At 73.8% G+C, this 13,791-nt stretch carries 11 protein-coding genes; 8 read left to right on the top strand and 3 right to left on the bottom strand.

Annotated elements, in window-relative coordinates:
• Positions 1–178 precede the first annotated feature (178 nt).
• Entirely contained in the window at positions 179–505 is a 327-nt protein-coding gene (locus J4709_RS16465) for a rhodanese-like domain-containing protein (protein ID WP_208241542.1), read from the bottom strand.
• Between the two features lie 37 nt (positions 506–542).
• Between J4709_RS16465 and J4709_RS16460 the strand changes: the two genes are divergently transcribed.
• Complete coding sequence (locus tag J4709_RS16460) at positions 543–1,160, top strand: TetR/AcrR family transcriptional regulator (protein ID WP_232383541.1); 618 nt, start codon at positions 543–545, stop codon at positions 1,158–1,160.
• A gap of 90 nt (positions 1,161–1,250) precedes the next feature.
• Here J4709_RS16460 and lpdA read toward each other — a convergent pair whose 3' ends face one another.
• Positions 1,251–2,654, bottom strand: a complete 1,404-nt coding sequence (gene lpdA / locus J4709_RS16455) for a dihydrolipoyl dehydrogenase (RefSeq protein WP_208241540.1) — start codon at positions 2,652–2,654, stop codon at positions 1,251–1,253.
• Between the two features lie 433 nt (positions 2,655–3,087).
• On the opposite strand from lpdA, the gene J4709_RS16450 reads away from it, so the two are divergent.
• From J4709_RS16450 to J4709_RS16420, 7 genes are all read left to right on the top strand, one after another.
• Positions 3,088–3,687, top strand: coding sequence for a hypothetical protein (locus J4709_RS16450; RefSeq protein ID WP_208241538.1), 600 nt, complete (start codon positions 3,088–3,090; stop codon positions 3,685–3,687).
• An 86-nt stretch (positions 3,688–3,773) separates the two neighbouring features.
• Positions 3,774–5,183 (top strand): MFS transporter, encoded by a 1,410-nt coding sequence (locus J4709_RS16445; protein ID WP_208241536.1) that lies wholly within the window; start codon positions 3,774–3,776, stop codon positions 5,181–5,183.
• Between the two features lie 476 nt (positions 5,184–5,659).
• The gene (locus tag J4709_RS16440) at positions 5,660–7,093 is read left to right on the top strand and encodes a family 2B encapsulin nanocompartment shell protein (protein WP_208241534.1); all 1,434 of its coding nucleotides are present in this window, start codon (positions 5,660–5,662) and stop codon (positions 7,091–7,093) included.
• On the top strand, positions 7,093–9,351 hold the full coding sequence (locus J4709_RS16435) for a terpene synthase family protein (RefSeq protein WP_208241533.1): 2,259 nt from the start codon (positions 7,093–7,095) through the stop codon (positions 9,349–9,351). Before J4709_RS16440 ends, J4709_RS16435 begins: the two co-directional genes overlap by 1 nt.
• The gene (locus tag J4709_RS16430) at positions 9,348–10,718 is read left to right on the top strand and encodes a family 2B encapsulin nanocompartment shell protein (protein WP_208241532.1); all 1,371 of its coding nucleotides are present in this window, start codon (positions 9,348–9,350) and stop codon (positions 10,716–10,718) included. Before J4709_RS16435 ends, J4709_RS16430 begins: the two co-directional genes overlap by 4 nt.
• A gap of 14 nt (positions 10,719–10,732) precedes the next feature.
• On the top strand, positions 10,733–11,761 hold the full coding sequence (locus J4709_RS16425) for a family 2 encapsulin nanocompartment cargo protein polyprenyl transferase (RefSeq protein ID WP_208241531.1): 1,029 nt from the start codon (positions 10,733–10,735) through the stop codon (positions 11,759–11,761).
• A gap of 99 nt (positions 11,762–11,860) precedes the next feature.
• Positions 11,861–13,339: a serine/threonine protein kinase gene (locus J4709_RS16420; RefSeq protein ID WP_208241530.1), complete on the top strand. Its 1,479-nt coding sequence runs from the start codon at positions 11,861–11,863 to the stop codon at positions 13,337–13,339.
• Here J4709_RS16420 and J4709_RS16415 read toward each other — a convergent pair.
• Positions 13,336–13,758: a DUF6069 family protein gene (locus J4709_RS16415; protein WP_232383540.1), complete on the bottom strand. Its 423-nt coding sequence runs from the start codon at positions 13,756–13,758 to the stop codon at positions 13,336–13,338. The two genes, J4709_RS16420 and J4709_RS16415, sit on opposite strands and share 4 nt — an antisense overlap.
• Positions 13,759–13,791 lie beyond the last annotated feature (33 nt).

Raw genomic sequence — 13,791 nt, 5'->3', positions numbered from 1 at the left:
TCATCTGCAGCGACGTCCCGTCGTACCCGAGTTCGGCGAAGATCCGCGTCGCGGTCTCGATCAGCCGGCCCTCTTCGGTTCCCCCCATGTGCTCACTCTAAGTGACGCGTTCGCGACGGTCGCGGGGTGCCGCCGCGCGGGCCGGGCGGTGGGCCCGCCCGGCCCGCGCGGGGGCGGGTCAGGCGGACTCGGTGGGGAGCCCGGCGGACACCCAGTCCTCGATGCCCTCGCGGTACTTGCGGACGTTGGTGTAGCCGAGCGCGGTGAGCCGGTCGGCGACCTGGCCGCTGTTGGGGCAGGCCGGGTTGGAGCAGTAGGTGACGATCGCGGCGGCCCGGTCGGGCAGCAGGGCGGGCGCCTGCGCGTCGACGTCCGCCGCGACGAGCGGGACGGCGCCGGGCAGGTGCTGCTTGGCGTAATAGTCGCCGCCGAGCGCGTCGAGGACGGTGACGGTGCCGGCGTCGATCGCGGCCTTGAGGTCGTCGCGGCCGATGAGTGCGGTCATGGCTGTGCCTCCAGATAAGACGGACTATAGTCCGGTTATGTCCCGAGACGATACCGGACCGCAGTCCGCTTCTGCAATGCCGCTGGAACTGCTGCGCACCCCGCCGCCCAAGGAGCGCTCCGACGCCGCCCGCAACCGGGCCGCCGTGCTGGAGGCGGCCGGGCGGCTGTTCGCCGAGCGGGGCGTCGAGGCGGTGTCGATGGACCAGGTGGCGGCGGAGGCCGGCGTCGGCAAGGGGACGCTGTTCCGGCGGTTCGGCGACAAGGCGGGACTGGCCGCCGCCCTCCTGGACGCGCGGGAGCGCGTGCTGCAGGAGGCGATCCTGCACGGGCCGCCGCCGCTCGGCCCCGGAGCGGGGGAGGAGGAGCGCCTGGCCGCGTTCGCCGGGGCGTATCTCGACTACCTGCTGGAGCACCTGGCGCTCGTGCGGATGTCGGAGACCGCGGCGCCGGGCGCGCGGTACCGGATCGGCGCGTACCGGTTCTGGCACCGCCACGTGGCGATCCTGGCCGCGGGCGCGGAGGACCCCGAGTACACCGCGCACGCGGTGCTCGCGGCGCTGTCCGCGGAGCATGTGGCGGCGCTGCTGCCCGAACTGGGAGAGGAGCGCGTCAGGGAAGGGATCGTCCGGCTCGCCCGGTCCGTGCTGCGGTGACCGGGCGGCGGGACGCGGGGAGGCAGGCCCCTGGGAGGTGGGACGCGACGCGGCGTGCCCGTCCGCGGCGGGCGGGCACGCCGGATCGGATCAGAGGTTGATCATGTGGCCGGCGAGGCCGTGCACGGCCTCCTTGATGGCCTCGCCCAGGGTCGGGTGCGCGTGCACGTTCCGGGCGACCTCGTGGACGGTGAGGTCCCACTGCTGGGCGAGGGTCAACTCGGGCAGCAGCTCGGTCACCTCGGGGCCGATCAGGTGGGCGCCGAGGATCTCGCCGTACTTCGCGTCGCTGATCACCTTGGCGAACCCGTCGCCCTCCCCCATGCCGACGGCCTTGCCGTTGACGCTGTAGGGGAACTTGGCGACCTTGACGTCGAAGCCCTGCTCGCGCGCCTGCGCCTCCGTCCAGCCGAACGAGGCGATCTGCGGCCGGCAGTAGGTGGCGCGGGGGATCATCACGTACTCGAGTTCCATGGTCTCGGCGCCCGCGATGGTCTCGGCGGCGACGATGCCCATGGACTCGGCGGCGTGCGCGAGCATCAGCTTGGCGGTGACGTCGCCGATCGCGTAGATGTGCGGGACGGACGTGCGGCAGCGGCCGTCCACGTCGATCGCGCCGCGCTCGGTGAGCCGCACGCCGGTCTTGTCGAGGCCGTAGCCGTCCACGTTCGGCTGGAAGCCGATCGCCTGCAGCACCTTGTCGGTCTCGATGACCTGCTGCGCGCCGTCCTTGCCGGTGACGGTCACCTTGACCTTGTCGCCGGAGTCGTCGATGCCGTCGACCCGGGTGGAGGTCAGCACGTCGATGCCGAGCTTGCGGTACCGCTTGGCCAGCTCCTTGGACACGTCGACGTCCTCGTTCGGGACCATCCGGTCGAGGAACTCGACGATCGTGACCTTGACGCCGTAGTTGTGCAGGACGTAGGCGAACTCGACGCCGATGGCGCCCGCGCCGGCGATGACGATGCTTCCCGGCAGCTCGGAGCTGAGGATCTGCTCCTCGTAGGTGACGACCCGCTCCGACAGCGACGTGCCGGGCAGCAGCTTGGTGTGCGCGCCCGCGGCGATGATGCAGTTGTCGAAGGTGATGGTCTCGGACGAGCCGTCGGCCTTGGCCACCTGCAGGGTGTTCGCGTCGGTGAACGTCCCGCGCCCCTCATAGGAGGCGACCTTGTTCTTCTTCATCAGGAACTGGACGCCCTTGACGAACTTGTCCGACACCTGCCGGCTGCGCTCGTAGGCCACGCCGTAGTCGAAGGAAACGCTGCCCTCGACCGTGATCCCGTAGGTCTTCTGCTCCTGGGTGAAGACGTGCGCCAGCTCGGCGTTGCGCAGCAGTGACTTCGAGGGGATGCAGCCGACGTTCAGGCAGACCCCGCCCCAGTACCTCTCCTCGATGATCGCCGTCTTCAGCCCGAGCTGCGCCGACCGGATCGCGGCGACATATCCGCCCGGGCCCGCGCCCAGGACCACGACGTCAAAGTGTTCGCTCATATCCACTGACGATATTCGGCGCGGGGGCGTGCTCGCATCCCGGACGGGCGGCGCGGCGGCCCCGGCCCGGCCGTGCGGCGCGCCGCGCGGACCGGCCGGCCACGCCGCGTGACCGCGGGGCTCCGGTACGGCTCCGTCGTCACATGCTGTTAAGGTTTTCGGAGTCCCCGCCCGCCGAACCCGCGCGGGGGCGGGCGGCGCCCGGACGGCGCGACGGCGCCGCCGCCGGTGGCGCGCACCCGTGGCCTCCGGCCGCGAGCCCGGCGGCGTTCCCGCAACGGCCCGCGGGCGGCGCCGACTCCCGGGCCGCTCCCCGGCCGCGCCGCCTGAACGCGGCAGCGCCGGAACACGGCGGTGCCGGCCGATCGTTGCCCTCAAATGCCCCTGCCCCGGGCGCAGCGGCCCGTCCCGAGCCGAGTGGAGGAGAAGCCGAGTGAGGATTCCCAAGCGCGTCAACGCCGTCCTGGACTGGATGGAGCAGCACTTTGGCGCACTTGCGGTGGTCGTCGGGCTGGTCATCGTGGCGCTGGTCGCCACGCTCGCGCCGGCGCTGGTCGGGCTCCCCGTCGCCGGCTTCGTGATCGGGCTCGCCGCGGGCGGCTTCCTCGTGCACGTCCGGCTGACCCGGCGGATCGCGCGGGCCCGCGCCGAGGTCGACGACCTGCTCCGCGAGAACGGCGCGCTGCGGCACCGCAACACCGTCCTCGCCAGCGGCGTGATCAGCCGGGGCGCGCAGGAGACGCAGGCGCTGGTGGCCATCCCGGAGGACGACGAGGACCTCGCGGAGGACGACCCGACCCGCACCGCGGCGCTCCCGGAGCTGACCGACGAGCTGCTCGGCGGCGACCCGGGCGACACCCTCGGCGACGGCTCGGGCCCCGCCCTCGACCCTGACACGGACGCCGGAGCGGCGGACGCCGCGAAGGACGCCGGCGCGGACGGGCCCGAGGCCGCGAAGTCCGGAGCCGTGCGGAAGGGGCCCGCGGCCGACGAGGCCGACGAGGACACCGCCCGGAACGCCCGCAAGGGCTGACCGGGGGCCCGCCCCGAGTCATCGCACCGCAAAACCGGGCGTTAACTCCGCCGATCTTCGGGCAGAGGGAAGGCCGGGAGGTGCGGATGAACGCAGAGTCCGGTCCCGAGCCCGCGGAATCGGCGGGGACGGAGACGGCGCAGGGGGGCGACCACGCCGCGAAGGAGGACGTCGACCTCGGGGCGGTGCACAAGGCCGTCATCGCGTCCGCGATGGGCAACTGCATCGAGTGGTTCGACTTCGGGGTGTTCAGCGCCGGGGTGATGACCTCGATCATCGGCACCAAGTTCTTCCCCGAGGGCAGCGCCGGCAGCGCGACGCTGCGCTCGTTCGCGCTGATCGCCGCGGCGTTCCTGGCCCGCCCGTTCGGCGGGATGTTCTTCGGCCCGATGGGCGACAAGCTCGGCCGCAAGCGGGTGCTCGCCACCACGATCATCCTGATGTCGGGCTCCACGTTCGTCATCGGCATCCTGCCCGGCTACCACGCGATCGGGGTCGCGGCGCCGCTGCTGCTGCTGGCGGTGCGGCTCGTCCAGGGGTTCTCCACGGGCGGCGAGTACGGCGGCGCCGCCACGATGATCGCCGAGTACGCGCCGACGAACCGGCGCGGCTACTTCGGCAGCTTCCTGGAGTTCGGCACGCTGACCGGCTACATCCTGGGCGCCGGGCTCGTGCTGCTGGTGAACCTCGCGGTCGGGGACTCGGCGATGCACGCCTGGGGCTGGCGGATCCCGTTCCTGATCGCGCTGCCGCTCGGCGCCGTCGGGCTGTACGTGCGGACGCGGATCGAGGACACCCCGACGTTCCAGCGGATGGAGGCGGCGGGCAAGAAGGCGCGGTCGCCGCTGAAGGAGACGCTGGAGCACTACTGGAAGATCATCCTGATGCTGATCGGGATCGTGTTCCTGCTGAACGTCGCGGACTACACGCTGCTCACCTTCATGCCGTCCTACCTGGTCGACTTCCTGCACCTCGGCAGCGTGACGTCGCAGCTGATCACCATCGGGGTGGAGGCCGCGATGATGGCGGTGATCCTGCCGACCGGGCACCTGTCCGACCGGATCGGCCGCAAGCCGGTGCTGGCCATCGCGGCGGTCGGGTTCCTGCTGCTGAGCTGGCCCGCGTTCGCGCTGATGCAGACGAACAACTGGCTCGGCGTCGGCCTCGGCTACGCGATCATCGGCGCGCTGCTGGTGCTGATGCTCGCGGTGATCGGCGCGACGTTCCCCGCGATGTTCCCGACGAAGGTGCGGTACGGCGCGTTCGCGATCGGCTACAACATCTCGACGTCGATCTTCGGCGGGACGGCGGCGGTGCTCGTCGGGTCGCTCATCGACGTGACGGGCAGCAACTACATCCCGGCGTACTACATCATGATCGCGGCGGCGGTGGCGCTGGTGCCGATCCTGATGATCAAGGAGACGGCGAACGTGCCGATCGAGCGGGTCGGGATGGAGAACGCCCCGGAACCCGTGGGCTCCGGGGCGGAACGCTGACCCCCGCGCCGTAAGGGCGGGGGCCGCGGGCGTCAGCGGGCGAAGTGCCGGCGGGCCCAGCCCGCCAGCGAACCCGCGATCACGAGCGCGGCGGTCGTCTCGAGTGCCAGTGCGGTCCACACGGTGGTCACCGGGGGCCTCCCTCCGTCTTCGGTCCGGGCGCGTCCGTCCCGCGTCCGGTCTGCATCAGAACCAACACCAGGATGCGGTCACGGTTTCCCTGCCCGGGCCGCCGCACAGCGTGATTCCGGTCACGTCCCACCTCGCTGACCTGCGACGAAACCTCCACGGACGGTAAAAAGCGCTGGTCGTCGCCGCGCCGCCGGCGGGCCGGCCGGCCCCCGCCCCGCGGTGCCGCCCGGCGGGGGTTCGCGCCGGGCTATCGCCCGGCGGTGTGACTTGTGTGGCCGGAAGGCGAACATATAGCTCGTTGCGCCCGTTCGATTACCGTGGGTAGCGTCTCCGTTGGTTCATTCATGGCAGACCCACGACGAATCGGTGGTGCGGACGTGACGGAAGAGCAGTTGAGCCTCAGTACATCTGCGGCACGGAACCTGGCGACCACGACCAAGTCCGTCCCCCAGATGCAGGGGATCACCTCCCGGTGGCTTCTGAAGCTGCTGCCGTGGGTGGAGGCGCACGGCGGCGCCTACCGCGTCAACCGGCGGCTCACCTACACGGTCGGCGACGGGCGCGTGACGTTCGTGACGACCGGCGCCGACGTGCGGGTCATCCCGCGCGAGCTGGGCGAGCTGCCGCCGCTGCGCGGCTACGACGACGACCTCGCCCTGGACGCCCTCGCGGGCCGGTTCACCCAGCAGGAGTACGAGCCCGGCGACGTCGTCGTCGAGGAGGGCCGGCCGGTCGACCGGGTCGTGCTGGTCGTGCACGGCAAGCTCAGCAGGATCGGGGCCGGCGAGTACGGCGCGGAGGCCGTGCACGGCACCCTCGCCGACGGCGACTTCTTCGGCGAGCGGGCCCTGCTCGGCACCGAGGAGGGCGCGGAGCCGGCGACCTGGGACACCACCGTCAAGGCGCTGACCGCCGTCACCGTCCTCAGCATGAGCGAGAGCGACTTCCAGGAGACGCTCGGCCAGTCCGCCTCGCTGCGCGAGCACCTGGACGCCTACCGGGCGAGCCCGGACCGGGCGAGCAACGCGCACGGCGAGGCCGCGATCGACCTGGCGTCCGGGCACGAGGGCGAGCCGGTGCTGCCCGGCACGTTCGTCGACTACGAGGGCTCCCCGCGCGAGTACGAGCTGAGCGTCGCGCAGACGGTGCTGCGCGTCCACACCCGCGTCGCCGACCTCTACAACGAGCCGATGGACCAGGTGGAGCAGCAGCTCCGGCTGACCGTCGAGGCGCTGCGCGAGCGGCAGGAGCACGAGCTGGTCAACAACCGGGACTTCGGGCTGCTGCACAACACCGACCTGACGCAGCGCGTCCACACCCGGTCCGGCCCGCCGACCCCCGACGACATGGACGACCTGCTCACCCTCGTCTGGAAGGACCCGGCGTTCTTCCTCGCCCACCCGAAGGCGATCGCGGCGTTCGGTCGCGAGTGCAGCGCCCGCGGCGTCTACCCCGACAGCGTCGACGTCGGCGGCCACAAGGTGCCGGGCTGGCGCGGCGTCCCGATCTTCCCCTGCAACAAGATCCCGGTCAGCAGGACCCGGACCAGCTCGATCCTGCTGATGCGCACCGGCGAGGCGACGCAGGGCGTCATCGGCCTGCACCGGACCGGGCTGCCCGACGAGTACCAGCCGGGCCTGTCCGTCCGGTACATGGGCATCGACGACAAGGCGCTCATCAACTACCTGGTCAGCTGCTACTACTCGGCGGCCGTCCTGGTCCCGGACGCGCTCGGCATGCTGGAGTCCGTCGAGATCGCGCACGGTGGTGCGGCGTAGTGCAGCCGTTCGAACTCCCCGAGTTCTACATGCCGCACCCCGCGCGGCTGAACCCCCATGCCGAGGCGGCCCGCGAGCACTCCCGCCGCTGGGCGCACGCCATGGGGATCCTCGGCCCCGACCCGACGGGGCCCGAGGTCTGGGACGAGGACGAGTACGACGCGCACGACTACGCGCTGCTCACCGCGTACACGCACCCGGACGCGCCCGGTCCCGTCCTGGACCTGGTGAACGACTGGTACGTGTGGGTGTTCTACTTCGACGACCACTTCCTCGAGCGGTACAAGCGGCCCCGCGACCTCGCGGGCGCCAAGGAGTACCTCGCGCGGCTCCCCGCCTTCATGCCGGTGAAGGCGGGGGGTCCGCCGCCCCCCGAGCCGGCGAACCCGGTCGAGCGGGGCCTCGCCGACCTGTGGGAGCGGACCGTCCCGCTCATGTCGCAGGAATGGCGGGCCCGGTTCGCCGAGAGCACCCGCAACCTGCTGCAGGAGTCGGCGTGGGAGCTGGCGAACATCGACGAGGCGCGCGTCCCGAACCCGGTCGACTACGTGCAGATGCGCCGCAAGGTCGGCGGCGCGCCCTGGTCGGCGGACCTCGTCGAGGTCGCGGCGGCCGCCGAGGTGCCGGCGCGGGTCGCCGGGACGCGCCCGCTGCGGGTGCTGAAGGACGCGTTCTCCGACGCCGTCCACCTGCGCAACGACATCTTCTCCTACCAGCGGGAGACCGAGAGCGAAGGCGAGGTCAACAACGGCGTCCTGGTGATGGAGCGGTTCTTCGGGACCGATCCGCAGCGCGCCGCGGAGATCACCAACGACCTGCTGACGTCCCGGATGCAGCAGTTCGAGCACACCGCCGTCACCGAGCTGCCCGCCCTGTTCGCTGAGCACGGGCTGAGCCCGGCGGAGCGCCGCGACGTGCTGCGCTACGCGCGGGGCCTGCAGGACTGGCAGTCCGGCGGGCAGCAGTGGCACCTGCGGTCCAGCCGGTACATGAACCAGGGGGCGGTGCCGCGGCGCGGGCTGTCGGGCCTGCCGGAGATCGCCGGGCTGCTCGGGCTCGGCACCTCTGCCGTGCGGATCCGGTCGCTGACGCGCCCGCCCGGGCCGCCGCCCGGCGGCGGGGGGTTCCGGCCGCCCGAGTTCTCCCTGCCGTACGAGCCGCTGCTCAACCCCCGGATCGCCGGGCTCCGCGCGCACACCGCGGAGTGGGCGCGCGGAACGGGCATGCTGGACGGCGCCGTCCCCGGCACGTGGACGCCGGAGGCGTTCGACGCCGCCGACTACGCCCTGTTCGCCGCGCTCACCCATCCCGGCGCACCCGGGCCCGAGCTCGAGCTGATCGCCGACTGGCACCTGTGGCGGTTCTTCTTCGACGACCTCTTCGCCGCACGGTTCAAGCGGCCCCGCGACCTGCTCGGCGCCCGCGCGTACACGGCCCGGCTGCTCGACCCGCCCGGCGGGCACGAACCGTCCGACCCGGTGGAGCGGGGCCTCGCCGACCTGCGGGCCCGCACCGCCGCCGCCATGACCGAGGACGAGCGCGCCGGGCTCGACGCGGCACTGCGGGAGCTCACCGACAGCTGGCTGTGGGAGCTGGCGGGGCTCGTCCACAACCGCGTGCCCGACCCGGTCGACTACATCGAGATGCGCCGCCGGACGAGCGGCGCCGCGTTCACCGCCGCGCTGCTGCGGCACGCCCACGCGGGCGGGCTGCCGCCGGACGTCCTCGCGGCCACGCCGATGCAGGCGCTGCACGACACGTTCGCCGACATCGCCGGGCTCCGCAACGACCTGCTCTCCTACCCCAAGGAGATCGGGCCGGAGGGCGAGCACCACAACGCGGTCGTGGCCGTCGAGCGGTTCCTCGGCTGCGGGACGCAGCAGGCCGCCGACATCGTCGCCGACCTCGTCGAGGCGCGCGTCCGGCAGTTCGAGCGGACCGCCGCGAGCGAGCTGCCGATCCTCGCCGCCGAGTCCGGGCTGGACGCCGCCGCCCGCGACGGCCTCGCCCGGTACGTCCGCGCGATGCGCGACTGGACGGCCGGCGACCTGCGCTGGTCCACGACGACCGGCCGGTACGCGCCGCCCGGCGGCACCGGCCCCGCCCCGCCGCCGGCATCCGCCGCCGGGTTCCGCGCTCCGTCCGGCCCGCCCGGACCCGGCGCGGCGGCGGCCCGCCCACCCTTCCGGCCGGTGCGCCCCGCACCGGACCGGCACAACGAGGCACAACCAGCCATCCCCGGAGGTAGCGGCACATGACCGACCCGCAGCTGGCCCTGAGCACGCGGGCAGCGCGCAATCTCGCGACGACCACCAAGTCCGTGCCGCAGATGCAGGGCATCACCCCGCGGTGGCTGCTGACCCTGCTGCCGTGGGTGCGGGCGGACGCCGGCTCCTACCGGGTGAACCGGCGGCTCACCTACGAGCTCGGCGACGGGCGCGTCACGTTCGTCAACGACGGCGCCGCCGTCCGCGTCATCCCCGGCGAGCTGGCTGAGCTGCCGCAGCTCAGCGGCCTGGACCCGATGGTGCTGGACGCGGTCGCCGGCCGGTTCACCCAGACCGAGTACGCGCCCGGCGACACCATCGCCGCCGCCGGCGACCCGCTCGACCGCGTCCACCTCATCGCGCACGGCAAGGTCGCCGAGACCGGGACCGGCGAGTACGGCGGCGAGACGCAGGTCGGGATCCGCGACGGCGGCGACTTCTTCGGCGACGACGCCCTGCTCGGCGACGCCGGCACCTGGCCGCACACCTTCCGGGCCCTCACCCCGACGATCGTGCTGACGCTGTCCCCGGCCGCGATCGTGGAGGTCACCGAGCGGTCGGAGACGCTGCGCGCCCGCCTGGAGGAGTACCGCAACGCGCCGAAGCCGCCGCAGACCCGGCACGGCGAGGCCGCGATCGACCTGGCGTCCGGGCACGAGGGCGAGCCTGCGCTGCCCGGCACGTTCGTCGACTACGAGGCCTCGCCCCGCGAGTACGAGATGAGCGTCACGCAGACGCTGCTGCGCGTCCACACCCGCGTCGCCGACCTCTACAACGAGCCGATGGACCAGGTCGAGCAGCAGCTCCGCCTCACCATCGAGGAGATCCGGGAGCGGCAGGAGCACGAGCTGGTCAACAACCGCGACTTCGGCCTGCTGCACAACGCCGACCTGCGGCACCGGATCCAGACCCGCGGCGGCCCGCCCACCCCCGACGACATGGACGAGCTGCTCGCCCGGCGCCGCAAGACCCGCTTCTACCTCGCCCACCCGAGGGCGATCGCCGCGTTCGGCCGCGAGTGCACCCGGCGCGGCGTGTACCCGGGCACCGCCGAGATCGAGGGCGGGCGGCGCATCCAGGCGTGGCGCGGCGTCCCGATCTACCCGTGCGACAAGATCCCGGTCACCCCGACCGGCACCACGTCGATCATCGCGATGCGGACGGGCGAGGACGACCAGGGCGTCATCGGCCTGCGGCGCACCGGGATCCCCGACGAGGTGCAGCCGGGCCTGTCGGTGCGCTTCACCGGCATCGACGACAGGGCGATCATGTCCTACCTGGTCAGCGCCTACTACTCGGCCGCCGTGCTGGTGCCCGACGCGCTCGGCGTCCTGGAGAACGTCGAGATCGGGCGCTGACGGGGGGACGGGGCATGTCGGTGGAGACGTCCGCCCGGTCCGCCGCCGAGATCCTGGCGTGGAGCCGGGGACTGGTGGAGCCCGCGATGCGGTCGGTGATCGGGGCGATGCCCGGTTCGATGCGCGGCATCGCCGAGTTCCACTTCGGCTGGCGCGACGAGGCGGGCCGGGCCGCGGCGGGGGCGGGCGGCAAGGCCGTCCGCCCGGCGCTGGTGCTGCTGGCGGCGGAGGCGGCCGGCGGGACGGCGGCCGCCGCCCTGCCCGCCGCCGTCGCGGTCGAGCTGACGCACAACTTCTCGCTGCTGCACGACGACGTCATGGACGGCGACCGCACCCGCCGGCACCGGCCCACCGCGTGGACGGTGTTCGGGGTCAGCGCCGCGATCCTGGCCGGGGACGCGCTGCTCGCCGGCGCCTACGAGGCGCTCGCGGAGGCGCCGTCCCCGGATCCTTCGGGCGCGGTCCGGGTGCTGAGCCGCGCGGTCCTGGAGCTGGTGGAGGGGCAGAGCGCCGACACCGCGTTCGAGGACCGCGCCGACGTCACGCTCGCCGAGTGCCTGGCGATGGCGGGCGGGAAGACCGGTGCGCTGCTCGGCGGCGCGTGCGCGCTCGGCGCCCTGTACGGGGGCGGCGCCGGGCGCGCGGCGCGGTACCGGGCGTTCGGCGAGCGGCTCGGCCTGGCGTTCCAGCTGGTGGACGACCTGCTGGGCATCTGGGGCGACCCGGAGGTCACCGGCAAGCCCGTCCACTCCGATCTGCGCAACCGCAAGAAGTCGCTGCCGGTGGTGGCGGCGCTGACGTCGGGGACGCCGGCGGGGGAGGAGCTGGCGGCGCTGTACCTGCGGCGCCGGGCGCTCGCCGGCGACGAGCCGGCCCGCGCCGCGGCGCTGATCGAGGCGGCGGGCGGGCGCGCGTGGGCGGCGGCGGAGGCGGACGCGCTGGTCGCGAGCGCCCTCACCGAGCTGGACGCGGCCGGCCCGGTCCCGGCGGCCGCCGGGGAGCTGCGGTCGGTGGCGCACATGCTCACCCATCGGGACCACTGAGGGCCCGCCGTACGGGCGCTGGAGAGGGGGCGCGGAAGGTGCCGGACAGACGTTGTCAACCCCGGGAAAACCCGGCGTCGCCGTCGTTATAGTGCGGGTGTGCCGGACCTTCACCCCCTCGAACCCACCGACCCGCGGCGGCTCGGCGGCTACCGGGTCACCGGGCGGATCGGGGAGGGCGGCCAGGGCGTCGTCTACGCCGCCGTCCCCGAGGGCGGGGGCGACCGCGTCGCGGTGAAGCTGTTCCACGCGCAGCTCACCGGCGACCCGGGCGCGGTCGGCACCTTCGCCCGGGAGCTGGAGGCCGCCAAGCAGGTCGCCCGGTTCTGCACCGCCCAGGTGCTGGACTCGGGGGCGTTCGGCACCCGGCGCTTCATCGTCAGCGAGTACGTCGACGGGCCGCCGCTGAGCGCCGTCGTCCGGGACGGCGGGCCGCGGTCGGGCAGCGCCCTGGACCGGCTGGCGATCGCGACGGCGACGGCGCTGGTCGCGCTGCACGACGCCGGGGTGGTGCACCGCGACTTCAAGCCGCACAACGTGCTGATCGGCGCGGACGGCCCGCGCGTCATCGACTTCGGCATATCGCGGGCGCTGTCGGGCGCGCAGACCGTGGTGAGCCGCGCCGTCGGGACGCCCGCGTACATGGCGCCCGAGCAGCTCCAGCCGGGCGAGCTCGGGCCGGCGGTGGACGTGTTCGCGTGGGCGTCGACGATGGTGTTCGCGGCGACGGGGCGTCCGCCGTTCGGGAACGAGTCCATCCCGGTCGTGATGAACCGGATCGCGCACGAGCCGCCGCGCCTGGACGGCGTCGAGGAGCCGCTGCGCGGGCTGCTCGCCGAGTGCTTCGCGAAGGACCCGGCGCGGCGTCCGACGGCGCAGAACGTGCTGGACCGGCTCGTCCGCCGGTCGCAGCAGACGTCTCCCGGCGGCGTCGGCGCGCCCGGTCCGCCGCGCAGCCCGGCGCCTGTGCCGGTGCAGGGTGAGGCTGCGGCGGACGTGTCGACGCTGCCGCGGGAGCGGCGGCGCAACCGGAGGCGTGCGGGCGTGCTGGCGGGCGCGGGCGCCGCGGTCGTCGCGGGCGCCGCCGTGTTCGGGATCGTGCAGTTGGCGGACGGCGACACGGGCGGCGGCGGCCCGCACGCGACGCCGCAGGGGACGGCGGGCACGGCCGCGGGCCAGGGCGGTACGGCGGAGGCGGGGCACGCCGCGGTGCCGGGGAGCGGGTCGCCGAGCACGACCGCGAGCCGGAGCCCCGGTGCGGGCCCGAGCGCGGCGACGTCGCGTCCGGCGCCGTCGAAGAAGCCGTCCGGCGGGCCGTCGGCGAGCCCGTCCTACCAGCGGGTCGAGCTGGGGCCCGGCCATTTCTCGGCGTACTGCGCGAAGCTCGGCTGGGAGTGGGAGGAGTACCGGACCACTCCGGCGCCGGGCGCGTACTGCGTGGCGCACAAGCGCGCCGCGCAGCTGATGTCGAAGGCGCAGCTCGACGCGGGATGCCGCTGGCGGTACGACGACCCCCGCGCCCGGCACTACTTCAAGGGCCAGTCGAACTACTGCTACACGCTGAAGCAGGTCTCCTAGCCCTGGCCGCTCGCCCGGCCCCGGCCGCGCGCGGTGGCGGCCAGGCCGACGATCACGATGACGCCGACGACCAGGTGCATCGCGGTCAGCGCCGCGAAGGTGCCGCCGTGCGCGGCGCGCGGGCCGGTCAGCGACACCCCGAGGACGACCGCGGCGGTGATCGCCCAGGTGCGGGCCGGACGCTTCGCGCGGCGCTCCATGACGGCCAGCAGCCCCCAGCCGGCCAGCCCCGCCACCAGCGAGGACACGACCACCATGGCGGGCCCGACGTGCTGGTCGCCGGCGTGCATGCCGGCTCCGAGGACGGGGTCGGCGACCACCCAGACGGCGAGCGCGGCGGCGGCCGCGGCGACGACGGTGAGGGAGCGCCGGATGGCGGTGCCTCCGGCGGCGGGACGGGTTCCGGTCATCTCGTTCATGACCGCAACGATCGCCGCCCGGCGCGGCGCGGC

The sequence above is a fragment of the Actinomadura violacea genome (assembly GCF_017573465.1).
In the GTDB taxonomy this organism is placed as follows: Bacteria; Actinomycetota; Actinomycetes; order Streptosporangiales; family Streptosporangiaceae; genus Spirillospora; species Spirillospora violacea.
This window is presented reverse-complemented; position numbering and strand designations above follow the sequence as displayed.